The 25,046-nt window shown below is 41.6% G+C and carries 23 protein-coding genes; 11 read left to right on the forward strand and 12 right to left on the reverse strand.

Going from position 1 to position 25,046, the window contains the following annotated elements; translation table 11 throughout:
* Positions 1–174 precede the first annotated feature (174 nt).
* The gene (gene rd, locus H6G69_RS04270) at positions 175–888 is read left to right on the forward strand and encodes a rubredoxin (protein WP_190682120.1); all 714 of its coding nucleotides are present in this window, start codon (positions 175–177) and stop codon (positions 886–888) included.
* 303 nt (positions 889–1,191) lie between these two features.
* Here the strand turns inward: rd and H6G69_RS04275 are convergent, their stop codons facing one another.
* On the reverse strand, positions 1,192–1,449 hold the full coding sequence (locus H6G69_RS04275) for a hypothetical protein (RefSeq protein ID WP_190682123.1): 258 nt from the start codon (positions 1,447–1,449) through the stop codon (positions 1,192–1,194).
* 278 nt (positions 1,450–1,727) lie between these two features.
* Between H6G69_RS04275 and H6G69_RS04280 the strand changes: the two genes are divergently transcribed.
* Positions 1,728–3,551 (forward strand): tetratricopeptide repeat protein, encoded by a 1,824-nt coding sequence (locus tag H6G69_RS04280; protein WP_190682126.1) that lies wholly within the window; start codon positions 1,728–1,730, stop codon positions 3,549–3,551.
* A gap of 641 nt (positions 3,552–4,192) precedes the next feature.
* Here the strand turns inward: H6G69_RS04280 and H6G69_RS04285 are convergent.
* The 6 genes from H6G69_RS04285 to H6G69_RS04310 all read right to left on the reverse strand — a co-directional run bounded on the left by H6G69_RS04285 (position 4,193) and on the right by H6G69_RS04310 (position 7,918).
* Positions 4,193–4,744: a cupin domain-containing protein gene (locus H6G69_RS04285; protein WP_190682129.1), complete on the reverse strand. Its 552-nt coding sequence runs from the start codon at positions 4,742–4,744 to the stop codon at positions 4,193–4,195.
* 209 nt (positions 4,745–4,953) lie between these two features.
* Complete coding sequence (locus H6G69_RS04290; protein WP_190682132.1) at positions 4,954–5,400, reverse strand: tellurite resistance TerB family protein; 447 nt, start codon at positions 5,398–5,400, stop codon at positions 4,954–4,956.
* Positions 5,401–5,574: 174 nt separating this feature from the next.
* Positions 5,575–5,712, reverse strand: a complete 138-nt coding sequence (locus tag H6G69_RS04295) for a hypothetical protein (protein WP_190682134.1) — start codon at positions 5,710–5,712, stop codon at positions 5,575–5,577.
* A gap of 676 nt (positions 5,713–6,388) precedes the next feature.
* Positions 6,389–7,309, reverse strand: a complete 921-nt coding sequence (locus H6G69_RS04300; RefSeq protein WP_190682137.1) for a histone deacetylase — start codon at positions 7,307–7,309, stop codon at positions 6,389–6,391.
* A 50-nt stretch (positions 7,310–7,359) separates the two neighbouring features.
* Positions 7,360–7,578 (reverse strand): hypothetical protein, encoded by a 219-nt coding sequence (locus tag H6G69_RS04305; protein ID WP_190550323.1) that lies wholly within the window; start codon positions 7,576–7,578, stop codon positions 7,360–7,362.
* 109 nt (positions 7,579–7,687) lie between these two features.
* On the reverse strand, positions 7,688–7,918 hold the full coding sequence (locus H6G69_RS04310) for a type II toxin-antitoxin system HicB family antitoxin (RefSeq protein WP_190682140.1): 231 nt from the start codon (positions 7,916–7,918) through the stop codon (positions 7,688–7,690).
* 245 nt (positions 7,919–8,163) lie between these two features.
* Between H6G69_RS04310 and H6G69_RS04315 the strand changes: the two genes are divergently transcribed.
* Positions 8,164–9,402 (forward strand): chloride channel protein, encoded by a 1,239-nt coding sequence (locus tag H6G69_RS04315; protein WP_190682931.1) that lies wholly within the window; start codon positions 8,164–8,166, stop codon positions 9,400–9,402.
* A 172-nt stretch (positions 9,403–9,574) separates the two neighbouring features.
* Here the strand turns inward: H6G69_RS04315 and H6G69_RS04320 are convergent, their stop codons facing one another.
* On the reverse strand, positions 9,575–9,784 hold the full coding sequence (locus H6G69_RS04320) for a hypothetical protein (RefSeq protein WP_190682144.1): 210 nt from the start codon (positions 9,782–9,784) through the stop codon (positions 9,575–9,577).
* A gap of 468 nt (positions 9,785–10,252) precedes the next feature.
* Here H6G69_RS04320 and gyrA point away from each other — a divergent pair, with 468 nt between their 5' ends.
* The 5 genes from gyrA (at position 10,253) to H6G69_RS04340 (ending at position 15,739) form a co-directional block, all read left to right on the forward strand.
* Entirely contained in the window at positions 10,253–12,841 is a 2,589-nt protein-coding gene (gene gyrA, locus H6G69_RS04325) for a DNA gyrase subunit A (protein WP_190682148.1), read from the forward strand.
* 24 nt (positions 12,842–12,865) lie between these two features.
* Positions 12,866–14,446: an apolipoprotein N-acyltransferase gene (gene lnt, locus H6G69_RS04330; protein ID WP_190682151.1), complete on the forward strand. Its 1,581-nt coding sequence runs from the start codon at positions 12,866–12,868 to the stop codon at positions 14,444–14,446.
* Between the two features lie 51 nt (positions 14,447–14,497).
* Positions 14,498–14,674, forward strand: a complete 177-nt coding sequence (locus tag H6G69_RS34750; RefSeq protein WP_397326881.1) for a DUF6888 family protein — start codon at positions 14,498–14,500, stop codon at positions 14,672–14,674.
* Positions 14,671–14,859 (forward strand): DUF6887 family protein, encoded by a 189-nt coding sequence (locus H6G69_RS04335; protein WP_190682154.1) that lies wholly within the window; start codon positions 14,671–14,673, stop codon positions 14,857–14,859. Before H6G69_RS34750 ends, H6G69_RS04335 begins: the two co-directional genes overlap by 4 nt.
* A 181-nt stretch (positions 14,860–15,040) precedes the next feature.
* Entirely contained in the window at positions 15,041–15,739 is a 699-nt protein-coding gene (locus tag H6G69_RS04340) for a Uma2 family endonuclease (RefSeq protein WP_190682157.1), read from the forward strand.
* Here H6G69_RS04340 and H6G69_RS04345 read toward each other — a convergent pair.
* Positions 15,736–16,926 carry an MFS transporter gene (locus tag H6G69_RS04345; protein WP_190682160.1) on the reverse strand — a complete coding sequence of 397 codons (1,191 nt, stop codon included), beginning with the start codon at positions 16,924–16,926 and terminating at the stop codon, positions 15,736–15,738. The genes H6G69_RS04340 and H6G69_RS04345 overlap by 4 nt on opposite strands.
* A 436-nt stretch (positions 16,927–17,362) precedes the next feature.
* Here H6G69_RS04345 and psb32 point away from each other — a divergent pair, with 436 nt between their 5' ends.
* Positions 17,363–18,097 (forward strand): photosystem II repair protein Psb32, encoded by a 735-nt coding sequence (psb32, locus tag H6G69_RS04350; protein WP_190682163.1) that lies wholly within the window; start codon positions 17,363–17,365, stop codon positions 18,095–18,097.
* A gap of 173 nt (positions 18,098–18,270) precedes the next feature.
* Here psb32 and H6G69_RS04355 read toward each other — a convergent pair whose 3' ends face one another.
* From H6G69_RS04355 to H6G69_RS04365, 3 genes are all read right to left on the reverse strand, one after another.
* Complete coding sequence (locus H6G69_RS04355) at positions 18,271–18,654, reverse strand: DUF4346 domain-containing protein (RefSeq protein ID WP_190682166.1); 384 nt, start codon at positions 18,652–18,654, stop codon at positions 18,271–18,273.
* An 82-nt stretch (positions 18,655–18,736) separates the two neighbouring features.
* Entirely contained in the window at positions 18,737–19,432 is a 696-nt protein-coding gene (locus H6G69_RS04360; RefSeq protein ID WP_190682169.1) for an NAD-binding protein, read from the reverse strand.
* 137 nt (positions 19,433–19,569) lie between these two features.
* On the reverse strand, positions 19,570–20,904 hold the full coding sequence (locus tag H6G69_RS04365; RefSeq protein WP_190682172.1) for a TrkH family potassium uptake protein: 1,335 nt from the start codon (positions 20,902–20,904) through the stop codon (positions 19,570–19,572).
* A gap of 146 nt (positions 20,905–21,050) precedes the next feature.
* Between H6G69_RS04365 and H6G69_RS04370 the strand changes: the two genes are divergently transcribed.
* Positions 21,051–21,893: a methyltransferase domain-containing protein gene (locus H6G69_RS04370; protein ID WP_190682174.1), complete on the forward strand. Its 843-nt coding sequence runs from the start codon at positions 21,051–21,053 to the stop codon at positions 21,891–21,893.
* A 342-nt stretch (positions 21,894–22,235) separates the two neighbouring features.
* On the forward strand, positions 22,236–25,031 hold the full coding sequence (secA, locus tag H6G69_RS04375) for a preprotein translocase subunit SecA (RefSeq protein ID WP_190682177.1): 2,796 nt from the start codon (positions 22,236–22,238) through the stop codon (positions 25,029–25,031).
* Positions 25,032–25,046: the final 15 nt, after the last annotated feature.

The raw sequence follows: 25,046 nt of genomic DNA on the forward strand, positions 1-25,046 counted from the left end.
TTCTGAATTTGGACTCCTGTTTTATAATTTTCCTGTAATAACGGATAAATCAGGTAAAGAAATATGGGCAGAAAATTAGATAAAACGTTTTCTGATAGACAAAATTAGCTCATTTATCTGATTTAGCGTCTATTTTATTACTAGTAAATCTCAGTTAGCTAGCATTCTCCAACTATGGATTTATCAAACATTACTACTCTCAAAAATTTAGAAGCAGCTTTCGGTGGCGAGTCAATGGCTAACCGCAAGTATTTATTTTTCGCTAAGGTTGCTAGTAAATTGGGATTTTCTGATTTAGCAAAACTTTTCCGCGAAACCGCAGAACAAGAAACAGAACACGCGTTTGCTCATTTTGAGTTACTGCATCCAGAACTAGTAGTCAAAGATGCGGCCGCTTTAACTGAAGAACAAAAGCGAGCAATTGTCTCTCGTTGCTTATCTTTGGCAATTGAAGGTGAGACTTACGAATATACTACAATGTATCCTGAATTTGCTCAGGCAGCACAAAGCGATAGGGATAACCCCGCCGCCGCCGAATTTCTCAAGCAAGCCCAAGAATCAGGCGAACACGCAAATACATTTCGAGAAGCAGCCCACCGTTTTGGGTTACTCAAATTTATCGAAAATTACCACGCCGATCGCTACACTGAAGCTTTAGAAGTATTAAACGGTGGGCAAGCCACTACCAGAGTCCAAAGTGAAGATCCCCAAACTCGCAAATGGATTTGTCGTCAATGCAGTATGATTTACGATCCTGTTGTGGGTGATCCCGAATCTGGCATTGCTCCCGGTACAGCCTTTGAAGATATCCCTGATGATTGGCAATGTCCAATTTGCGGTGCTACCAAAAAGACTTTTAAACCTCTAGAAGAGAAAGTTACCGCTTAGGTTAATAAAACGAATTAATTTAACAGTCGGTTTGATTGAATCAAACACAATAGATAAACACAGAAAATATCACTGTGTTTATCTATTTGTTTTATGTGCTTTTCTCAAAACCCAATTTTGCAAAATTTTTTATTTACTCTAGTTTGTAAACTTTGTTTTCCTAATTCAACAATCACCTTAAAATTTGGGTGTTATATAAACAAAGTTTTTCGTAAATCACAAATTAGAGTAATTTGGTTAATTAAAGAATGCAGTATAAATACTTAGCAAATTAAATTTGCTTTCTTTAAACTTGCTAGGACATCATTTTTCGATTAACTCTGTATAAGTGTAGTCTTCTGTATGATTACACCCTTCTGCCATTGAGCGATCCCTAAAAGTTCGGCAACACAGTTGCTCATCTTCTATGGTTATTTTTTGATTTATGTCTGTAGGCCGATGCGTATTTTCTTCTATTACTTTGATTGGGTTGCTAAATACTTCGTGAGTATTTGTATATTTTCCTAATTCAAACCGAAATTTATTAAATTGCTCATCTTCAGGTGCGACCAAAATATTCATTGGTTGATTACCTCTTTATCTCTGATTGAATTTTACTGTGTTTTGTTATTAATAACCTTTTTACTAACTAAAACAGCAAGACAAAATACAAATATTAAGATATCTATCCCTGCCTGTTGAATACAGGAGTAGAATGGTATCCGTATTTTTGCTGTACTCAGCTAATCGTTAATTCATATTTACAGGTGAAATTGTGAAAATCCGCCTAAATCAATTGATACGAAACAGCACCCATCCTAAAATTATGGGGCGGGAGTTTTACAGCCCAAGTGACATAGATGAATGCTGTCGATTTTTTCAACCGGGGTTTCAACAAAAATTTACAAGGAGATGATCGAGGAGCGATCGCCGATTATACGGAGGCAATCAAGTTAAATCCTAACTTTGCTGAAGCTTACTATAACCGGGGAAATATACTGTATAGTTCGTTTCTCGACTATTACGGAGCCATTGCCGATTTCGATCAGGCAATTAAAATTAATCCAAATTTTGCTGAAGCTTACCATAACCGAGGCAATAGTCGTTATTCTCTAGCCGACTATGAAGATGCGATCGCAGATTACGAGTTAGCTTTGTCCATCAATCCTAACTTAGCAGAATCGCACCACGGCAGGGGAAATGTTTACTGTGCATTGGGCGATTACGACCGAGCGATCGCAGATTATCACCAAGCAATTGAAATTAATCCTGAGTTAGTGACACATATAGATTTTGATATCGCCAGGGCGTTTCATGCTCGTGGAATCACCAGAAGCGATAATAACGATTATCAAGGAGCTTTAGCCGATTTTCAGCAAGCATTACAGTGGTATCCCCAGTATGCTGCTGTTTATAGCAGTCGAGGCAATATCTTCCATATGTTAGAAGAATATCAGCAAGCGATCGCCGATCACGAAAAGGCATTACAACTAGATCCTAATTTAGTCGAAGCTTACCATTACCGAGGCAATACTCGTTATGCTTTAAAAGACTATCAAGGTGCAATTGCTGATTACAATCAAGCATTACAAATTAATCCACATTTTGCCCCAGCATACTACAATCGCGGGTTAGTCTATTCGTGCCTCAAAAATTATCCCGCAGCGATGATGGACTTGAACCAAGCTATCTATTTAAATCCCGAAGATGTTCAAGCATACTACGAACGGGGTTTGGTGCGGGCAACCTTGGGCGACTATCAAGGTGCGATCGCCGATTATGAACAAGCTTTAGCCAAAAATCCCACTCTTGCTTTAGTTTATGGTTTTCTCGCTTCGGCTCGTTGTCAACTAGGCGACTATCAAGGCGCGTTAGCAGATAGCGATCGCGTTTTGAAAATTCATCCTGACTTTGCTGAAGGATACTGCGATAGAGCTACGGCTCGTCGTTGTTTGGGAGATTATCAAGGCGCAATTCTCGACTACAATCGTGCATTGCAACTAAACCCCAATTTAGCCACAGCATATTATGGTCGAGGGTTAGCCCGCGAAGCTCTACAAGATTATTTAGCCGCCGTCGAAGAATATACCCAAGCCATTAAACTTGCGCCTGATTTGTCCCAAGCTTACTGCAATCGGGGAAATTGCCTACGCTTTTTGAGAGCCGAGCAAAGAGCTATGGCAGATTACAATCAAGCATTAAAAATTAACCCCAAATTAGTTGAGGCTTATTACAATCGGGGTTCTCTGCACTATGCTTGGCAAGATTATCAAGGTGCGATCGCTGACTATACGCAAGCATTACAAATTAATCCTAAATCTGCGGCCTTTTATAGCGATCGAGCCAGTGCTTATTACGCTCTCAAACAATATCAAAAAGCCATCGAAGATTACACCCAAGCCATTACCCTCGATCCGAGTTTTGCAGAAGACTGGTATCATCGGGGTCGTAGCCGCTTTTTAGTAGGAGACTTGCAAGGAGCCTTAACCGACTTACACCAAGCCTTGCAGCGTCATCCCCATTGGGCTTCGGCTTATATGTTACGCGCTGATATTTACCGTCAACTACAAGATTATCAAGGTGCGATCGCTGATTTTCAACAATCTGCCAATATCTATTATCAAGAAGGAAATATCGAATACTACCAACAAATGCTAGCAGCGATCGCCCAGCTTCAGCATTAATCAGCAAAGTAGAAAATTATCTGTTCCCTACCCTAAGCCAAGAAATTTTTCATATCATGTGCGGCTAATCAGTGGTGATTCGATAAATTTGTGCAGAAACGACAACACCTCTCCCCTGCCCCCTTACACCCCTGCGGTCTTGATGATAAGTCTTTAACCGGACACGATATCAGAGGTTGTTTTAAAAGTCTAATTTATTACTTGTCTTGGCGATTAGAAATCGCGCGCCATTTGCTTCAAGTCGGGGAACCCGCCCAACGCAATGGCTTGGCTACACAGACAAAACCCACCTGCGTGGGTTCAAAACTATTGATTTTTCATTAGTCCGCGCAGGTGGTCACTGAGCTTGTCGAAGTGCGGACTTTGTTTGTATAGTAGCGAATTATATTCGCCCAATACTTTTAAAACATCCTCTCAGCCAACCCATGTAAAAACTGCATTAAATTAATATAAAAATTACAAATTAATCAACCAATACATATAAACAAACTGCCATCATGTATTGGTTGATAGTGTTGTTGTTTTTTTTGGGAAAGGCGGAGAGCCGATATTATTGAAGCATCCGCCATTTATTCAGATCAATCTTGATGGCGACAAACCTCAGCGTGACATTCTCCGCACCACTTCACTATAAACATTGCTTACTGCGGCTTGAGCGCATCATTTAACTGAGTACCAGTGTAATTAGGAACCCAACCCTCCGCAGAAGTGAAATAACGCACAGCTTTAAAACTTAATGATGCTGTTAGACTAGACCAATGCTCAACTTCTGCGGGGATATAAATATAGTCTTGAGGCTGAACTAAAAGCTGTATTTGGCTACCATCAGGTCTAACAAATCCAAAAATCATTTCGCCTGCCAATACATAAAGCGGTTCAGCCGAAGTATGAGTATGATAATGGCTGTAAGCATTGAGCAGCATCTGAAGATTCGGCACGCCTGGATGTACATTCAGCAAATCACACCAAAGAGAGCCATTTTCGTGTCGGAGAAATTCAAAGACGCTGTTATGCAAATCAACAATGTAGTGTTTCTCGGAATTATTTAAAACGTCCTGTTCTAGTAAGCTGGGGAAAAGCAACGATGTCCCTGGGTCATAGTGCTTCAGATGAACACCAATAGGAGCAAGTTCGCTAACTATCTCACTTAAGTCGCTCTCGACTGAACCATCTTCTAGTAATAGGATCGCCATGACAGAAATTTAATAATTTACTATTAAGAAAAGTATACTCAAATTTAGTTTAATAATCCACTATATCCGATAGGTATACTGGAGTTTATTTTTTTGCTATGCAGTAGCACAGGATAGGCAACTGGAAGTTAAGCAGCCAAATCTGTTTTATATCAGTCAGGTTATCTAAGAATTGCCAAATCTTAGATTGTTGATCAACCTACAACCTATTATCTCTGATTTTTGAGCATTAATACTTGCAAAATTTTTATAGCATTCTCATACTGAATGCCTAAAGCATGGGATAAATCGTTTAAGAAATTTTTTTCTTCCTCTGTCACCACCGCTTCAGCTAGCACAAAATCAGCCGCGACAGCGAAAGCGACTTCTCGTAATTCGGGAGATAAGGATTCTTTCGCCGCATTAAATAAGGCATTAAAACCATCGTGTTTGAGAATACCTAAGATTTTCTCTAAAAGCTGATTAATAGCATCTTCAGAATAAGTGTTAAACAGCTTAATCCGCGATAGCACAGAAGATATATTCAGAACTTGCTGTTCTGACAACAGACCGTCTGGAGTAACGGCGACTACTGCAATAGCCGCAAAAGCTTCTGCCGATGTCAACACTTCTGGGCTTTGATTGTCCATGCCCAAGACTGTGTTTAATAAATTCATAATCGATGCTCCTGGATGTTTGTCTCATTAGCGTACAGTTACCTGTGTGTTCCCTAACAGCAGGTAAACCTGCAACGCTTTGAGACTTTCAATGTTTAGTGTTCCCAGGATTTATTTTCGGTGAACACCTACGCGTCAGGGTTATGACAAGGAGTACACCGTCAATTTTTCAAATTAACGTTCTCCTGTTTTTTCAATTGTTTCAATCACCGCTAACCCGATACCTGAAGCAGCTATTAGCAGTATAGCTGATATCAAATAGGCATTAGTAAGCATCCGCAAGGCATCATCAAAAAAAATGTAGGTGGTCATTGCATCACCTTTGAACTTTATGGGGCTAGTACGACTATGTTTTCAACTTTCTGACTAAGGATTCCCGTTGAAAATTTGCTAGCAATTGCATCTTAACAAAACTTTAGCTCTGAAATAAGAGTTTTCTAACTTTTTCTTTCTGAAGTTTCTATGAAATTGCGCAATTTTTAGTTGCAAACAATACAGAATCTTTTTGATGTAGAAATTTATGCGTCCCTACTTACCGGAAAATTGCCTGTCAATTTAGTAAATCAATTAACTTATATTAGTTAAAACTATTTAACTCCTCAACTGGTCAAGAGCCACAAAAACCTTGTTTTTTAGCTAATTCAGCCTTAAACAGCCAAGTTTACGGCTAATATGTACTGAAAAAAAATAGTGATAAATTTATATTTTACTTTCCGCAGTTTTTTTCAACAAAATTTTTGATTAATTTATCTCTAGTAAAGATAGAAAATTATAGTTAACTCGATAGCAATGATTGTTAGTTTAAATGTAAACAATTGTAAAGATAATCAATAAACGAACTGATCAACTTTCTCAATTCATTTCAGTAAAACCACTATATATAGATGATTTTGTAGTAATAAATAATCTTTTGAGAATGTATTAAATTTAGCTGCTTTTTTTGGGTGGACTTGACTCAGACCACCCTGGGATAAAGAATAAGTTTCAATTAGACTAAACAGCGTTCAATGGTGGCAACGACGGACTGAGAAAGAGTCGAAAAATCATAACCGCCTTCTAACCCAAAAAGAATTTTCCGATTTATACCTAAACAGTAATCAGTAAATAAACCATAATCTTTTGGTTGTAAATTAATACTTGCTAAAGGATCGGCAGCATTGGCATCATAACCTGCACTGACAATTAATAAATCTGCTTGAAAGTCTTCTAAGAATGGGACTATTTTTCTTTCTAAAAGTGGCTGATATACGCTGATATCGCTATTAGGGGGGATAGGAATATTTAAAACATTATGATGAAAACCGTGTTCGGAGGCTCTACCAGTGCCAGGGTAACAAGGATACTGATGTAGAGAACAGTAGGCGATTTGGGGATTAGTTTCGACGATCGCCTGCGTACCGTTACCATGATGCACATCCCAATCTAAAATAGCGACACGGTTAACTTCAGGATGTTCTAAAGCATAAAACGCCGCGATGGCTGCATTAGAAAATAAACAAAACCCCATTCCCGCATCACTTTCAGCATGATGACCCGGTGGACGCGCTAGCACAAACGCTGGGTTTTCTGTAGATAAAACTATATCAATGCCATCTAACCAAGCACTTACCGCCAACAACGCCACATCATAACTTTTGGGAGAAACTGGCGTATCACCATCTAAATAACCACCACCACTAGCAGCAATTTCCCAAACTTTTTTCACGTAGGCTGGGCTATGTGCTTGTAATAACAAAGACATCAATGATGGCTTGTCGGCGACGGGAGTAGGCGAAAGCCAAGTGATTTTTTCTGCAAACGCAGTTTCTGTCAAAGCTTTGACAATCGCCGTCAGACGTTCTGGTGCTTCTGGATGATAGTTTCCCGTCTTGTGATTTAAAAACTCATCAGAATAAATGACCGATAGCATAAGGAGCAATAAGCAAGATGATTGAAGCTATTGTATCCCCAGCCGTCTCTCTACTCTTTGGTAAACCCAATCATTTCATCAGTCGGTTCATCCAGCATTTCTGGTACTAAAGCCGGGTTACTTCTGCGTTCCTCGGCTGATTGTTCCCGAATTACATCATCCATTTTCGCTGGATGTTTGATTTTATCTAGTGTTTCTGGGCTTAATTGCGATGCGTCACCTTCGGGATTCATTTTTTCGGCTTGGCTAGGAACTGTTTCTTTATTCATTAGTTTTATCTCCCATTTCTAGACCAAGCTTAGGTAATAGAGTTGCCCAGCACACACTATCTTGGGGCTTAAATTTTTATGTACGAAGTGTGAGAGAATTCCAACATGATTACGCTACTTTTAACGGTTTTTCGGGTAAAGCTATAGCTTCAGGTAAAGGCTTTCCCTGCTCTTGATACCATTCAATGAGTGATTCCAGTACTTCCTGTCCGTGTTTCGCGGCTTCTTCATAGGTTGTGCCGTGAGTCTGGTATTGTTGCCAAGGAAATTCTGGTAAGTGGACTAAATAGCATTTATCTTCATCTGACCATTGAATAATCATGCTATAGCGATAATTCATTCTTCCTCCGCATTAATCTCTAAGAACTTTAATCTTATGTAGGAGATTTTTACCATTGGTAGAGTTTATCGGTTGCAACAGTAAAGTTGATGGCTGTCCTTCGGTTTGTAGAGGCAGATAGCATATACCATAAAGTACAGAAATATTCAGTATTTTAAGTTTCACTCTTTTTAAATAGGAACTTAGTAGTGCTACCAAATCAGCCCCCCACAGATAATCAAACTCAACGTTGGAAATTCGCGCAGATGTTTGGCTTGGCCAGGCGAAATCCCTTGATGATTTCCCGATGGGTGCTAAGTTGGGCTATGGTGGGAACTGCTTGTGGTCTGTTTGCTGGTTTGTACTGGAATATTTTAGAACTTTTAACTCACCAGTTACATCAATTCCAAGGTGTTAGCCTGCTAATTGTGATGCCACTAGCTGGTTTAATTGTGGGGCTAGTGATTCATTTTTTGGGTAATCCAGGTGAAATTGCCGTGATTGTCGATAATATTCACTTTCGCGGGGGACGCTTAGATGCGCGTAAAAATCCATCGATGATTTTGGCTTCGTTAGTTAGTATTGCGGCTGGTGGAAGTGCTGGCCCAGAAGCCCCATTAGTACAAGTTACAGGTTCTTTTGGGACTTGGGTAGGCGATCGCCTCCAACTTGAAGGTGAAGATTTGCGATCGATTAGTTTGGCGGCGATGGCGGCTGGTTTTACGGCTTTATTTGGCGCGCCTTTGGGTGGGGCGATTTTTGCTTTAGAAATCTTGCATCATCAGCATATTGTGGAGTATTACGAAGCTTTAATGCCTGCAATTGTGTCTAGTTGTGCAAGTTATTTGGTATTTGCGGCGATTACGCGTTTGGGAATTGCACCAACTTGGCATTTTCCCCAATATCGCTTAGAAAATATCGATGATTTTGCCTTAGCTATCTTGTTTGGGATCATTGGGGCGATCTGCGGATGGATTTTCATGGGGATTTTTCGCAGTTGCGACAGACTTTTTGCCTATATTTCCGTCCCCATCTATGTACGCACCACACTAGCCGGACTGGGACTTGCTATATTAGCAGTTTTTTTGCCCCTCACCCGTTATTTTGGTCATGAAGAATTAGAAACAGTCCTGAACACAAACTTTTCTGTTGTTTTTTTGTTAACTTTAGCTTTGGGTAAAATAGCTACCATCAGTTTGACAGTAACAGGTGGGTGGCGCGGTGGATTTATTATTCCCTTATTTTTTACTGGTGCTTGCATTGGCAAAGCAATTGTCACTTTAATTCCGGGGATCAATCCTGCTTTGGCGATGATTTGTACAATGGCGGCGATTAATGCAGCCGTGACACGCACACCTATAAGTACAACTTTGCTGTTATCAAAACTAACTGGTTTTAGTCCTTTTACACCAATTTTATTTGCTAGCTTGATGGGATTTTTTCTTGCCCCTAAAGTTCCTTTAATTGCTGCCCAACTTAAATCTCAAAAAGAAGCTCTTCACTAATTAATAATTTTGGGTAAATGTTTCCAAGTTAGCCTCAATGAAACTTAGTACATAGCCAAAAACGAAATTCAGCTAGTTTTTCCTTAGCAATTTCAATTTAGCAGATGGAGTTTAACTAGTGTATTGAGCTTTTATTTGAACTTATTACTGAAAAAAATGTCAATCAATTTTACTATCGGCAGTTATTAAGAAATTCTTTTTTATCTGCAAAATACTTGGCAATTTCTTGAGCATTTAGGGGAATCACTTTGGTTGTTGGACGGATTGGTTGTAATAAGGCATTAAGACTGCAACAAGAATAGCTAGCCTTGCGGTAAACATAACCATAACTGACCCCAGGAATGCGAAAATAACTACCTATTGCTAATTGTTGAAATGTCATTAGAGCCTCGCAAATATTGATTTAACTGTGAATAGGAAAAGTAAAACTTGCTAAATAACAGCAGTACAATCATCGGGATAAACTAATCACAAAAGTAATAATGTAATTTGATTGACATTATTGCTTTTACTGCTGGTCGTTTCTATTGTATTCATCTATTAAAAGTAATTCCCTCCCTCTACCTGAAGGTAGGTGTTGTTATTGCTTGAATTTGGGTAAATTCAGTTTTATTCGGCGTAAACTAAGTAAATTATTTTATTTAACTAAATATTTCTGAGTCAATTCTTATTTATCATGCCCAAACCCATGATTTAACGAGATATTTTAGGTTAGCTTTGCGGGCGAAAAAAAACAATACGTGCTAGAATTGTATCAAAATATGTCAATTATTCAAGAGTAATTTGGAATAATTTTACGCTTCGCCAATTGTAAAGGCTAAATTCTACGATTTTTGGAGTTTTTTAGGTTATGACAACCTCACAGGAGAGGATTATCCCAACGGATCTGCGGAACGAAATGTCCCGGTCTTATCTGGAATACGCCATGAGTGTGATAGTAGGTCGGGCGCTACCAGATGCCAGGGATGGTCTGAAACCTGTGCATCGCCGTATTCTTTACGCTATGCACGAGTTAGGTTTAACGCACGATCGCCCGTTTAGAAAGTGCGCCCGTGTGGTTGGGGAAGTGTTGGGTAAATATCACCCCCACGGCGACACAGCAGTATATGATGCCTTGGTGCGGATGGCGCAGGATTTTTCCATGCGATCGCCCTTAATCAACGGACATGGTAACTTTGGTTCGGTAGATAACGATCCCCCAGCCGCAATGCGATACACAGAATGTCGCTTGCAAGCTTTAACCAGCGCCGCCCTACTCCAAGACATTGAATCGGAAACCGTAGACTTTGCGGATAACTTCGACGGTTCCCAACAAGAACCAACAGTTTTACCATCCCGCATTCCCCAACTGCTACTCAATGGTTCATCGGGAATTGCTGTGGGGATGGCGACAAATATTCCACCCCACAACTTAGGCGAACTGATTGACGGGGTAGTCGCGTTGATTCATAACCCCGAAATCACCGACCTCCAGTTGATGCAGTATATCCCTGGGCCAGACTTTCCGACTGGGGCGCACATTCTCGGCACATCAGCAATTAAAGAAGCTTATACAACTGGGCGCGGTTCGATTACCATGCGCGGTGTTGCCAATATCGAAACCATCGAACAGCGTGGTCGTCCCGAACGGGAAGCAATTATCGTCACCGAACTGCCTTATCAAACCAATAAAGCGGCATTAATTGAGAAAATCGCCGAATTGGTGAATGATAAGCGCATCGAAGGCATTGCAGATATCCGTGACGAAAGCGATCGCGACGGGATGCGGATTGTCATCGAACTCAAGCGCGATGCTTATCCCCGCGTCGTCCTGAACAACCTTTACAAACAAACCCCACTACAAGCCAACTTTGGGGCAAATATGCTGGCGTTGGTGAACGGGGAACCGCAAATTCTCACCCTCAAGCAGTTTTTAGAAGTCTTCCTGGATTTCCGCATCGAAGCCATCACCAGACGCACCCAATACGAACTGCGAAAAGCTGAAGAACGCGACCATATTTTGCAAGGGTTATTGATTGCCTTATCTCATTTAGATGCAATTATTAACTTAATTCGTCATGCGCCGGATGCACCGACAGCCAAAGGGGAATTAATTACAACCTACGGACTTTCAGAAGTTCAAGCCGACGCAATTTTACAAATGCAGTTACGGCGATTAACAGCCCTAGAAGCCGATAAAATTCGCCTAGAACACGAAGATTTACAAAAACAAATCGCTAATTTACAAGATATTTTGGCGCGGCGGGAAAGAATCTTAGAAATTATTGAAACCGAAATTTCCCAAATTAAAACCAACTTCGCCACACCCCGACGCACAATTATTACCCACGCTGAAGGCGAAATTGATGAACGTGACTTAATTGCTAACGAAAAGGCAATTATTCTGTTAACAGAACAAGGTTATATCAAACGGATGCCGGTGAATACCTTTGAAGCGCAAAGCCGCGCCACCAGAGGAAAAGCCGCCGCCAAAGTCAAAGATGATGATACAGTAGAGCATTTCTTAACTTGCTGCGACCACGATAGTGTTTTATTCTTTAGCGATCGCGGTGTAGTTTACTGTCTCAAAGCTTATCAAATTCCTGTGGGTTCTCGTACCAGTCGCGGTACACCCATCGTCCAGATGTTACCCATTCCCAAAGAAGAGAAAATCACCTCCATTGTCCCCGTTGACGAATTCAGCGACGACGAATATTTAGTCATGCTAACCAAAGGTGGCAACATCAAGAAAACCGCATTAGCCGCCTTTAGTAATATTCGCGCCAATGGTTTAATTGCTATTTCCTTAGAAGAAGGAGATCAACTGCGCTGGGTACGTCGCGCCAGAGTTGAAGATAGCATCATCATTGGTTCGCGTTTGGGAATGGCCATTCACTTTAGATGTACCCACGAACAACTGCGTCCTCTTGGTAGGGCGACACGCGGGGTAAAATCGATGAAACTCAAAACCGGCGATGAACTTGTGGGGATGGATATTATTCCCGCCGCTATTTTAGACACACTCGACACGGGAACAGAAGAGTCAGACATCGAAGAAATCGAAACCGAAGAAGTCGAAATTATCGAAGAAACCGCAGAAGTAGCAGCTAACGGTAGTGTCGGCCCTTGGGTACTAGTTATTACAATGGGCGGCTATGGGAAACGTGTTCCCGTCGGACAATTCCGCTTGCAAAACCGCGCAGGTCAAGGTTTAATGGCGACTAAATTCAAAAACCGTAAAACCAAAGACAAATTAGCCACCTTGCAAATCGTCAACAACGACGACGAAATCATGATGGTCACAAATCGCGGTATTATTATCCGGCAGGCTACCAATGCGATTTCCATACAATCGCGATCGGCAACAGGTGTGAGAGTTCAACGCTTGGATGAAGACGATGCCATTACCGGAGTTGCGATCGTACCGCCTGATACGGGTGATACAGAAGAAGCGGAATGAAGTATGAAGTATGAAGTGTGAAGTATGAAATATCAGATAAAAAAGCTGTTTTCAGATTTTCGACTTTACACTTTATCCTTACTCTGTGGCGTTTTGATGGGGCTAACCGTTGCGCCTGTGGGTGCGTGGTTTTTGGCTTGGATAGCCTTAGCCCCACTTTGGGTAATAGTTGTTCAAAAAAGTAAACATCATTTAGAAGGTAAACAGCAAAAATCCTTTTTTTTACCTTTGACTTTTTACCTTTTACCTTTACTCTGGGGTGTCGGTTATCACAGCGTCGCCCTCTTTTGGATTACCGGGATACACCCGATGGATTGGTTGGGTGTACCTTGGTGGCCGAGTTTAGCTATCACCGTGTTTTGCTGGGGATTTATTAGCCTGTGGGGCGGGTTATTCGTTACTATTTGGGGTGCGGTGATGGCACGCCTGAATCAGTCAAAACCTTGGTTACGGGTGTTGATTGGTACAGCCTTATGGTGCGGCTTAGAAAGTTTATGGAGTTCTGGTTCCCTGTGGTGGAGTTCTCTAGCTTACACTCAATCACCGCATAACTTAGTAATTTTACACCTCGGTCAACTCTCTGGCCCTAATACTGTAACAGCTGCGATCGCCTCAATCAACGGCCTCATCGCCGAAGCCTACCTATCCTCTGCGAACTCTGCGCCTCGGCGGTTCGTAAATAAATATTTAACCTCAGCCACAGCATTATTCATCACCCTACACCTAATAGGCTTTTACCTATACAGTCAACCCATAGCACAACCACCAGAAGCCGCCTTAAAAATTGGCATCATTCAAGGTAACATCCCCAACAAAATCAAAGTCAAACCTGAAGGTTATCGCCGCGCCATTACAGGCTACACCAACGGCTATGTAACTCTCGCCGCACAAGGTGTTAATGCAGTCCTGACACCCGAAGGTGCATTACCTATCTTTGAACGCAACTTTAAAGATACACCCTTAATTTCCGCAGTCCAAAAAAAAGGCGTAGTAATTTGGGTTGGTGCATTTGGGGAAAAAGGACGCAGTTATACAAATAGTTTATTTACAGTTAATAGTCAGGGTGAAGTTACCAGCCGCTACGATAAATCTAAACTAGTACCCTTGGGCGAATTTATACCCTTTGAAGAAATTTTGGGGAAATTAATTAGTCGCTTGTCACCGTTGAATGAACACCAAGTTCATGGTGCAGCCAATCAGATATTTGATACACCGTTTGGTAGGGCAATTGTAGGTATTTGTTACGAATCTGCATTTCCTGAAATATTTCGCCGTCAAGCTGCGGCGGGTGGGCAATTTATCCTCAGTTCTTCTAACGATGCCCATTACAGTGCAGCTATGCCATTCCAGCATCATGCTCAGGATATCATGCGGGCAATTGAAACTGATAGATGGTCAGCAAGGGCAACAAATACAGGCTATTCTGCCTTTGTCAATCCCCACGGTAGAACTTTGTGGATATCTGGCTATAACACCTATGAAACTCACGCAGAGACTATATATCGCCGCCAAACGCAGACTTTATACGTGCGTTGGGGTGATTGGTTAACACCCTTGTTGTTGGGTTTGGGTGTTGTGGGTTGGTTTGTGGGGAAAAAATTTTAAACGCAGAGGAACGCAAAGGAAGAGGAGTGTAGTTGAAGGAAATAGGAGGAAATGGAACCAACAGTACAACAATTACGGAGTTTATACCGTGTAACAGTAAGTGCTAGTAACCTGCTTCAAGCAATCAACGTAGTCAGGATGGACGAAAGGACAAAGCGAATATACGTTTTAGTTGGTGACACAATACAAATAGAAATCTACCCAAACGGGGAGGTTCATCATCCATGAGCAATCAAAATTATCAAGCAATGTCAGATGAGCAGTTAAGGGATTATGTTCGATATCATCCGCAAGATATTGAAGCATTTCACGCCTTAATGGATAGATTAGCTCAACGTCCAGGAGTGCTTTGTACTACAGATGAAGAGATAGAAGCAGAGTTACGCAGACGAATACAGGCAAAGCAGGATTAAATAAACATTGAATTGAGAAAAAGCGTTGTGTTTGCAGCATAACGCTGTTTAATTTAATAACATCATCAAAGGCGATGTCTGACGACAAGAAACAGAGCTTCTTTCTACGCACTTTTAAAATTCTGCAAACTCCAACCTAATTTAATTAGACTAAAACTAGGTGATAAGCGGCTATTCAATTATGCTACAGTACGATCCGTTGGATTGCTTACCCTCGGCTGAGGATTTGCCCGACTCAGACGATACCCCTGTGGATAACGAATTACAAGATTTAATTCCCGGATTACTCAAAGCTATTTTAGCTATGGCTTGGCCAGAGCGTATGGACTGGTTTTTTGGCGTTGATATGGGGATTTATTACGATCCTGATGAACCAGCCATTGTTCCAGACGGGTTTTTAAGCCTGGGAGTAGAACGAATATTAGATGAAAACTTGCGTCTTAGCTATGTGCTTTGGGAAGAACGGCGCGTACCAATCATGGTATTAGAAATAGTTTCGCACAAACGTCGGGGAGAATATTCTAGTAAAAGAGAATTTTATGCCCAGTTGGGAATTTTGTATTATGTGATTTACAATCCTCTGCGGCGACAAAAAGCGCGTTTGGAAGTCTATTATTTAGCAGATGGTAAATATAAATTACTTCCAGGAAATCCCGTTTGGCTACCAGAAATAGGTTTAAAAATAGGTTACGAACGAGGAACTTATTTAGGAATTACGCGAGAGTGGCTTTACTGGTATGACGAATCAGGAAGGCGTTTGTTAGCACCAGAAGAACGGGTACAACAAGCGGAAGAACGGGTGCAACAAGTAGAACAACGCGCCCAAATATTAGCAGAACGATTAAGAAACCTGGGTATAGACCCAGATTCTTTGATTTAAACAGGTTTATCTGTTAACTCTGGTTGGGATTTATTCGCTTGCAATTGTACCCAAGCAAAGAAGGGAATTGCGAGTAGTTGAGTTGCAGTTGAAAAGATGACTAATAAGGTGATGGAGCGATCGTACAAAACACCCATTAAAGTGCTGCCTAAAAACCAAGCAAAACCATAGCCTGTACTGAAGATACCATAAGCTGTGGCGCGTTTGTGTTTGGGGACGAGTCCTGCGATCGCAGCTTTTAAAATCGACTCTTGCGCCCCCATCCCAATACCCCAAAATGCTATGCCTAACAACGCCATCTGGGTATTGCCTAAAAATACCAACGGCGCAAACAACGATGAAACAAAAGCCGCAACCATCAAAATCGAAATACCTGCGCGGTCAAATAAATAGCCAAATATCAGTGCAGCTACGGCATCAACTCCCATTGCCAAGGCATAAAATAACGGGATTGTTTGCCCAGAAGCAATATCTCCTTTTTGGAAATGAAAAGCAATTAACGGAAAATCTGCATAACCAGCCGCAATAATCGCCACCGCACCCAGATAAATCCAAAAAGCTCGCGGGATGCCGTCTTCTTGACTCGTTTCATCTTCGACTTCCAAGTCGCTGGGGTTGGGATACAAAAATTGCAAAACCAATAACACAATCAATCCCAACACCGCAGGTACAATCAAAATTGTGAAGCCGTTGCGATACTCTCCTTGGAAATATACCATTGCTGCTACTGCTAAAGGCCCCATCACAGCCCCGGTTTGATCCATTGCTTCATGCAAACCAAAGCCAAAACCTCTGCCAATTTGACTCACACCATGAGATAGGAGTGCATCTCGCGGGGGAGTCCGCACGGCTTTACCTGTGCGTTCTGCCATCATCAAACCTGCGGCTACTTCCCATCTGCCAGCAAAAGCTAGTAATGGAACAACAGCAGTATTCAAAATAAATCCTAAAGTTGTAATACCCCAATACTTGCGTGTCTGGTCACTGAGATAACCAATGGCTAGGCGCAAACCATATCCAATGAGTTCACCAAAACCCGCTACTAAGCCTACCACAGTGCCGCTTGCACCTAATACTTGCAAATAAGCCCCCGTAATGCTGCGTGCGCCTTCATAAGTAGCATCAGCACAAAGGCTAACAAAACCTAGTAAAATCACAAACTTCAAAGCGGCTGATTTCTGCGGCATATTCTTGTATCAATAAAATTGCTTCTTCATAGAATTCTGTCTGCACTCTGGGTTAGAAACCGGAAAAAAACCACCCTTTTCCTCACAAATAACTTTTTGTAGCAGTGAGAAAGACAGAAATTCGGTTATATCATAAAGTTCTTCAATTCTCGGTAAAGTCCGCGCTAAACATTGGAATTTAGCCTCATAGTACAAAAATTACTGAACTATGATTTACGCACAAAGATTGTCTGTTAAGAATGGGTTAGGAATTACGCATCAAAACGAAAAATCAAGGGTATGGAGGTTCAGTGGTGTACTTATTCAAAATCCTTACACACCAAACCCTTACACCCAATTTTTCTGTTCCCTTCAACATAGATAAATTCCTGAACAGGGTGATTTTGTCATTGATTGTGTAGTATTTTTGGTGCTAGTCTGTCTTAGGATCAATCCAATGAAACAGTTCCTCAGAACAGTATTTGGCATTAAAACATACATCATTTGGCTGCTAACACCAATACTGGCAATTATTCTTGGTGCATCACTTTTGGCTACCCCGGCGTTAGCCACTGGTGTGTATCAAATTCCGAATTTAACCCCCGGTGGTGACTGGGTTGTAGATCAAGGTGAAGTGATAAGTCGCATCAACGAAGGTAAAATTAGTGGAGCCTTTGAAGATTTAGCCAAGAAAACTGGCAATGAAGTGCGATTTGTCACTATTCGCCGTTTAGATTATGGTGAAACCTCAGAAAGCTTTACTAAAGGGCTGTTTGAAAAATGGTTTCCCACCAAAGAGGCGCAAGCAAACCAAACTTTGTTAGTGCTGGATACTGTTACTAACAACACTGCGGTTATTACCGGGGATAAAGTCAAGTCTTTGCTGACGGATGCTATTGCTGAAAGTGTCGCTACAGAAACCCTAGCTGCACCATTACGCAACGGTGATAAATATAATCAGGCATTTTTGGATGCAAGCGATCGCTTAGTTAAAGTTCTCTCTGGTGAACCCGATCCCGGCCCACCACAAATTGCTGATAACGTACAGGTAGAAGGCACTTTCACAAAAGCAGAAGATACCGACCAAGGTAACGCAACTGCTTGGGTAGTAGGATTGCTAATTGCTGCAACCATTATCCCGATGGCGACTTACTACATCTATCTAGTCTATCAACCACCATCAAACGGTTAATTTTGAAGTCTAAAGTATGAAGTATGAAGTCTGAAATTTCATACTTTATACTTTCCTTATCCCCAACTCTGGTCAAGTAAATTAACCACCAGCAAACTGATAATTGTGAAGTCTAAAGTCTGAAGGCTGAAATTTTTTACTTCACACTTCATACTTCACACTTCATACTTTTCTCAGTCTTGAACATACTCGTGCCCTGTCACCAAAGCTACTTCAGCCCGGACAAATTCTCGCCCTAAATAGGCTGCATGGTCTAACTGAGTAACTGGACAGGGTTGAGTTTGTTCAAAAATTTTCACGCTAAGTTCTTTGGCTGTTCTGCCATTAAAAACTGTGGTATTGGTTCTTTCTACTTTACCTTTGGCAGGAATGACTTTACCTGTTTCGGGATCTACCGCTAAACCACGTTCATCAATAATATTGGTGAAGTGCTTGGCATAAATTAGTCCCTCACCTCTATCTAAATAGATGATGAAATAGCCTGCCGGGTCAAGGTCAATATGACGCTGAGAAAGTTTATCATCAATTGCCGCTAAATCTTTAACTATTAAATTCATAACCACTAAACAAAACAAAATTCTTGCTTCAGGTTTTACACCATATACTTAAGTGTAATTCCTATGTTCCTCAGTCAGCGCATTAAATCGGTAAGCGATTAATATCTTTATTACAGCCAATTACCACCATTGCTGAACCGCGTTCGAGTCGCTTGTGAGGGTCGGGATTAATTGCAAATTTGCCATCTTGACTGACAGCCAGCAAATTTAAACCATAACGATTCCGTAGTTGAATTTCGGTAATGGTTTTGCCATGAAATTCATCGGGAACAATCATCTCAACAATACTATGGTCTGGGTCGAGGTCAAATCTATCTAATATTGAAGGTTTAGTCAGAGTACGCGCTAAAGCACAGCCCGCTTCGTATTCTGGAAACACAACATGGTCTGCACCAACTCTTTTTAATAACTTGCGGTGAACTTCACTAGATGCTTTGGCGACAACATGAGGTACACCACCCTCTTTGACATTGAGAGTAGTAATAATACTTTCTTGAACGTAGTTACCAATGGCTACAATGACAGTATCAAATTCAAAAATCCCTGCTTCTTTGAGGGCGGCTGGTTCTGTTGAATCTAGTTGCAAAGCATGACTTACTATTTCTTCTGTCAAAGCTTCAGAAACTCTTTTTTCATCAACATCTGTTGCTAGCACTTGATAACCAAATTTATGCAGTGTTGAACAAACAGACCGTCCAAAGCGACCTAACCCAATTACGGCAAATTGCTGATTATCTTTACGTAAACTGCGAAAAAAACCTAGTGATGCAAGATTCACAGTTGCTATCCTTAATTAACGCTCCCTGTATTTAGGACAAAAAAATACTCAATCTAACTTGACGTAACAATTTTTATTTTTTGCCTAGTGACTTATATCTTACCAGTTTCAGTTAATGGAATTAGTAATTGGTACGGTTATCCTACTAGTAAGTTTTCTTCAGGATAATGGATTCTACTAGGACGAGGGTCGCCTAAAATAGCTGACATTAAGAGTAGAACTCCTACTCTACCGATATACATAGTAATTATTATTATTAGTTTAGCTGCTGTAGAAATTGTACTAGTGATTCCTGTAGAAAGCCCAACTGTAGCAAAAGCCGATACTACTTCAAAGAGAATTTGAATAAAGTCTAATTCTGGATCTGTGAGAGAGATCATCACAGTTGATAAAATTACCGTGGCTACAGAAGCAACTAACACACCCACAGCTTTTAATATTAACGAGATTGCTATGCTCCGGTCATACAATAAAACTTCTTCTTTGCCTTGAAGAATTGCTTTAGTGCAGCTAGTAAGCACTCGCAAAGTTGTGGTTTTAATGCCGCCGCCTGTACCACCAGGGCTAGCACCAATGAACATTAAAGCTATCGTAATAAATAAACCCGCAGTGGTCATTTTGCCAATATCAATAGTATTAAACCCGGCAGTTCTAGGAGTTACAGATTGGAACCAAGCTACTAATAATTGACCACCTAAACCTAACTGACCAAAGGTTTCAGGATTTCTAAACTCTATGCAGAAAAAAGCAACTGTGCCGATAAATAAAAGAATTAAAGTTGTACTAGTAGCAACTTTAAAATCTAAAGAAAGTACCAAGTTTGTCTTTTGTTTGAGGATGCGATCGCGTACCCAAAGATACATTTCTAAAATGACTTGATAACCAATACCCCCAAAAATAATTAATCCGGTCACTGTGAAGACAACTAACACAGATGTTTGATAACCAATCAAGTTATCTTTAAATAGGCTAAATCCGGCATTATTCCATGAATTAACACTATGAAAAATTGCCAACCATAGCCCTTGTGACCAACCATATTGCGGCACAAAAGCAGGCAGTAATAAAAATATGCCTGTGATTTCAAAAATTAAAGTTGTGGCAATAATTGAGCGAATAACTTGGGCACTACCATGCATCCCTGGTCTGTCTAAGGCTTGTTGAATCGCCATTTTTTGTCTAAGGTCAAATCTGCGCCCAATTAGCAAAATCAAAAAGGTTGTAGTTGTCATATAACCCAACCCACCAATTTGCACTAGTAAGGCAATAAACAGTTGTCCCCAAAAAGAAAAATAAGTCCCAGGGTCAACTACTGATAAACCCGTCACACATACGGCAGATGTTGAAGTAAATAATGCCACGACTATGTTATTCCAACTGCCATCACTAGTGGAAATAGGCAGCATCAACAAAATAGTTCCTAAAGTGATGACAGCCAGAAAGCCCAAGCAAATTGTCCGCGAAACAGTCATATTCAGGTAGAGCCTCTAAATGCTTCCAGGTTGGGTTTATTCAATCCTCCTAGAAAGAACAACAACTTTATTTAATTAAAAACACACATGGTAGCCTACCAGTATGTTTATTTAAACATCTGCTTTGTCTTAGCATTATTTGTTTTATGAGTACAACACTATATCAGCAAATTCAGCAGTTTTACGATGCTTCTTCTGGTTTGTGGGAAGAAATTTGGGGCGAACATATGCACCACGGCTACTACGGTGCAGATGGAACGCTAAAAAAAGACCGTCGTCAAGCGCAAATCGATTTAATTGCAGAAATTCTGAATTGGGCTGGTGTAGAATCTGCAACTAATATTTTGGATGTCGGTTGCGGTATTGGCGGCAGTTCTTTATATTTAGCCCAAAAGTTTCATGCTACGACTACAGGTATTACTTTAAGCCCTGTGCAAGCGGCGAGAGCCACAGAACGCGCCCAAGAAATGATGTTAAATCTCAGAAGTAAGTTTTTAGTGGCTAATGCTCAAGCCATGCCCTTTGCAGATAATACCTTTGATTTGGTGTGGTCGCTAGAAAGTGGCGAACATATGCCCGATAAAACCAAGTTTATGCAGGAGTGTTATCGGGTATTAAAGCCGGGCGGAACTTTAATTATGGTGACATGGTGTCATCGACCAACTGATACAGCACCATTAACCGCAGATGAACAAAAGCATTTACAAGATATCTACCGAGTGTATTGTTTGCCTTATGTAATTTCGTTGCCAGAGTATGAAGCAATTGCCCATCAACTACCATTAAATAATATCCGCACGGCTGACTGGTCAACTGCTGTCGCTCCCTTTTGGGATGTGGTAATTGATTCGGCGTTAACACCGGGTGCAATTTTTGGCTTGTTGCGTTCTGGCTGGAATACCATTCAAGGGGCGTTATCGCTGGGCTTAATGAGTCGCGGTTATCAGCGCGGGTTGGTTCGGTTTGGCTTAGTGTGCGGCAATAAATAATCTCAAGACACTTGCATACAACTGTTGTAAGGGTAGATGTCAAAACCCTTACACCCCTACACCCCTATTCAAAAAATACCCCAGTCGGCGATCGCTACTCACCTTAGTCGGCGTTCTCTGCCCCAGTTGAAGCCAAAATGATACTATTAATAGAGTTTCGATAATCAACCTAAAATAAAAGCAATCTTTTAGTAGACTTAGTTGATCTAGGTTATTTCATTGTTTTGGGCAAATTCTCATTTCCTACTCATCCTCTGCTAAAAAGGCTGGGTTAGGTTAAATTCTTATAATCAATACCAAAGCTTTAATTCCCATCCCCCTTGATTTAGTTCCATAACCGCCATGTTAAAACTCTTGTTGGGCGATCCCAACGCTCGGAAGCTAAAAAAATATCAACCTTACGTCACGGAAATTAACCTCTTAGAGGAAGAAATTAAAGCTCTTTCTGATGAGGATTTAAAAGGTAAAACCGGAGAATTCAAACAGCGTCTTGCTAAAGGCGAAAGCCTAGACGACATTCTCCCAGAAGCCTTTGCCGTGGTTAGAGAAGCAGGAAGACGAGTCTTAGGGTTGCGGCACTTTGATGTCCAGCTGTTAGGCGGTGTCATCCTGCATACTGGACAAATCGCAGAAATGAAAACTGGGGAAGGTAAAACCCTAGTAGCAACTTTGCCAAGTTATTTAAATGCTTTGACTGGTAAGGGTGTACACGTAGTTACTGTTAACGATTACCTAGCTCGCCGGGACGCGGAGTGGATGGGACAGGTGCATCGCTTCCTAGGCTTGAGTGTGGGACTAATTCAGGCGAGCATGACCCCCAGCGAGCGCCAGAAAAACTACGAATGTGATATTACTTACGTTACAAATAGTGAAGTCGGCTTTGACTACCTACGCGACAACATGGCCACTTCAATGGCTGATGTGGTACAGCGCCCCTTTAACTATTGCGTTATCGACGAAGTAGACTCGATTTTAATTGATGAAGCACGGACACCACTGATTATTTCTGGTCAGGTAGAAAGACCGACAGAAAAATATCTGCAAGCTGCCGAAATCGCCCTGACTCTGAAAAAAGATGAACATTACGAAGTTGATGAAAAAGCTCGTAACGTTTTGTTGACAGATGAAGGTTTTGCCCAAGCAGAAGAGCTTTTAGGGGTGACAGATTTATTCGACCCTGAAGATCCTTGGGCGCACTTTGTCTTTAATGCAATTAAAGCTAAAGAACTGTTTTTGAAAGACGTTAACTACATCGTCCGCAACGGTGAAGTGGTAATTGTTGATGAATTCACCGGACGGGTGCTACCGGGAAGACGCTGGAGTGATGGTCTTCACCAAGCCATTGAAGCTAAAGAACACGTAGAAATTCAGCCAGAAACCCAAACTCTCGCCACCATTACTTACCAAAACTTGTTCTTGCTGTATCCCAAGTTAGGCGGGATGACAGGGACAGCGAAGACCGAAGAAGCTGAGTTTGAAAAAATTTACAAACTAGAAGTCAGTATCATTCCCACCAACAGAACCAGAAGACGACAAGATTTGTCGGATATGGTGTTCAAAACAGAAGCAGGGAAATGGCAAGCGATCGCTAGAGAATGTGCCGAAATGCACCAACTCGGTCGCCCTGTCCTCGTAGGAACCACGAGTGTCGAAAAATCAGAATACCTCAGCCAACTGCTAAAACAAGCGGGAATTCCTCACGAATTGCTAAACGCTCGCCCCGAAAACGTGGAACGGGAAGCGGAAATTGTCGCGCAAGCAGGACGCAGAGGTGCTGTAACTATTGCGACCAACATGGCGGGTCGAGGTACAGACATCATCCTCGGTGGTAACTCCGAATATATGGCGCGTCTGAAGTTGCGCGAATACTTTATGCCCCGCATCGTCAAACCAGAAGACGAAGATGTGTTTGGCGTGCAAAGGGCTAGCGGTAGTATGCCAAGTGGACATGGTGCTGGTCAAGGCTTTGCACCAGGGAAAAAGGTGAAAACTTGGAGAGCTTCGCCAGAAATCTTCCCCACCCAACTATCTAAAGAAACTGAACAACAGCTAAAAGAAGCGGTAGATTTTGCTGTGCGGGAATATGGCGATCGCTCTTTACCAGAACTAGAAGCCGAAGATAAAGTGGCAGTAGCGGCGGAAAAAGCCCCCACCACAGACGCAGTGATTCAGAAATTGCGGGATGCGTATAATCGTGTCAAGCACGAATATGAAGAATTCACCAGCAGCGAACATAATAACGTTGTCGAAATTGGTGGTCTGCACGTAATTGGTACAGAACGTCACGAATCACGGCGGATTGATAACCAGTTGCGGGGACGCGCCGGACGACAAGGCGACCCTGGTTCCACCAGATTCTTCCTCAGTTTAGAGGATAACTTACTGCGGATTTTTGGAGGCGATCGCGTCGCTGGCTTAATGAACGCCTTCCAAGTCGAAGAAGATATGCCCATCGAGTCAGGAATGCTTACCCGCAGCTTAGAAGGCGCACAGAAAAAAGTCGAAACCTACTACTACGACATCCGTAAACAAGTATTTGAATACGACGAGGTAATGAACAACCAACGTCGCGCCATCTACGCCGAACGTCGTCGGGTTTTAGAAGGACAAGACTTAAAAGAACAAGTCATCAAATACGCCGAAAAAACGATGGACGACATCGTTGACTATTACATCAACCCAGATTTGCCCTCAGAAGAATGGGATTTAGAAAAGCTGGTTGATAAAGTCAAAGAATTCGTCTATTTGCTAGCAGATATGCAGGCAAGTCAGTTAGAAGATATGTCTGTGACTGAGATTAAAGCATTCCTCCATGAACAGGTGCGAATTGCTTACGACATGAAAGAAGCGCAAATTGACCAAGTTCAACCAGGACTGATGCGCCAAGCCGAACGCTTCTTCATCTTGCAGCGCATTGACACCCTATGGCGGGAACACCTGCAACAGATGGATGCTTTGCGTGAGTCTGTCGGCTTGCGTGGTTACGGTCAAAAAGACCCATTAATTGAATATAAGAGCGAGGGTTATGAGCTATTCCTCGATATGATGGTCAACATCCGCCGAGATGTAGTTTACTCCTTGTTCATGTTCCAGCCGCAGCCGCAGCCAGTAGTGCAAACTTCATCTGAGATGGTGTAGCAGATAAGTAATTAT

The organism is Nostoc sp. FACHB-110 (genome assembly GCF_014697425.1).
Lineage (GTDB): Bacteria > Cyanobacteriota > Cyanobacteriia > Cyanobacteriales > Nostocaceae > Nostoc_B.

Coding starts and splice junctions, on each gene's coding strand:
- H6G69_RS04370 (WP_190682174.1), top strand. CDS start 21,051: ATGAGTACAACACTATATCAGCAAATTCAGCAGTTTTACGATGCTTCT.
- H6G69_RS04365 (WP_190682172.1), bottom strand. CDS start 20,904: ATGACTGTTTCGCGGACAATTTGCTTGGGCTTTCTGGCTGTCATCACT.
- H6G69_RS04340 (WP_190682157.1), top strand. CDS start 15,041: ATGCTACAGTACGATCCGTTGGATTGCTTACCCTCGGCTGAGGATTTG.
- H6G69_RS04290 (WP_190682132.1), bottom strand. CDS start 5,400: ATGAATTTATTAAACACAGTCTTGGGCATGGACAATCAAAGCCCAGAA.
- H6G69_RS04300 (WP_190682137.1), bottom strand. CDS start 7,309: ATGCTATCGGTCATTTATTCTGATGAGTTTTTAAATCACAAGACGGGA.
- H6G69_RS04310 (WP_190682140.1), bottom strand. CDS start 7,918: ATGAATTATCGCTATAGCATGATTATTCAATGGTCAGATGAAGATAAA.
- gyrA (WP_190682148.1), top strand. CDS start 10,253: ATGACAACCTCACAGGAGAGGATTATCCCAACGGATCTGCGGAACGAA.
- H6G69_RS04285 (WP_190682129.1), bottom strand. CDS start 4,744: ATGGCGATCCTATTACTAGAAGATGGTTCAGTCGAGAGCGACTTAAGT.
- H6G69_RS34750 (WP_397326881.1), top strand. CDS start 14,498: ATGGAACCAACAGTACAACAATTACGGAGTTTATACCGTGTAACAGTA.
- H6G69_RS04335 (WP_190682154.1), top strand. CDS start 14,671: ATGAGCAATCAAAATTATCAAGCAATGTCAGATGAGCAGTTAAGGGAT.
- H6G69_RS04280 (WP_190682126.1), top strand. CDS start 1,728: ATGAATGCTGTCGATTTTTTCAACCGGGGTTTCAACAAAAATTTACAA.
- H6G69_RS04295 (WP_190682134.1), bottom strand. CDS start 5,712: ATGACCACCTACATTTTTTTTGATGATGCCTTGCGGATGCTTACTAAT.
- H6G69_RS04315 (WP_190682931.1), top strand. CDS start 8,164: ATGTTTGGCTTGGCCAGGCGAAATCCCTTGATGATTTCCCGATGGGTG.
- H6G69_RS04355 (WP_190682166.1), bottom strand. CDS start 18,654: ATGAATTTAATAGTTAAAGATTTAGCGGCAATTGATGATAAACTTTCT.
- H6G69_RS04275 (WP_190682123.1), bottom strand. CDS start 1,449: ATGAATATTTTGGTCGCACCTGAAGATGAGCAATTTAATAAATTTCGG.
- H6G69_RS04345 (WP_190682160.1), bottom strand. CDS start 16,926: ATGCCGCAGAAATCAGCCGCTTTGAAGTTTGTGATTTTACTAGGTTTT.
- lnt (WP_190682151.1), top strand. CDS start 12,866: ATGAAATATCAGATAAAAAAGCTGTTTTCAGATTTTCGACTTTACACT.
- secA (WP_190682177.1), top strand. CDS start 22,236: ATGTTAAAACTCTTGTTGGGCGATCCCAACGCTCGGAAGCTAAAAAAA.
- psb32 (WP_190682163.1), top strand. CDS start 17,363: ATGAAACAGTTCCTCAGAACAGTATTTGGCATTAAAACATACATCATT.
- H6G69_RS04320 (WP_190682144.1), bottom strand. CDS start 9,784: ATGACATTTCAACAATTAGCAATAGGTAGTTATTTTCGCATTCCTGGG.
- H6G69_RS04305 (WP_190550323.1), bottom strand. CDS start 7,578: ATGAATAAAGAAACAGTTCCTAGCCAAGCCGAAAAAATGAATCCCGAA.
- rd (WP_190682120.1), top strand. CDS start 175: ATGGATTTATCAAACATTACTACTCTCAAAAATTTAGAAGCAGCTTTC.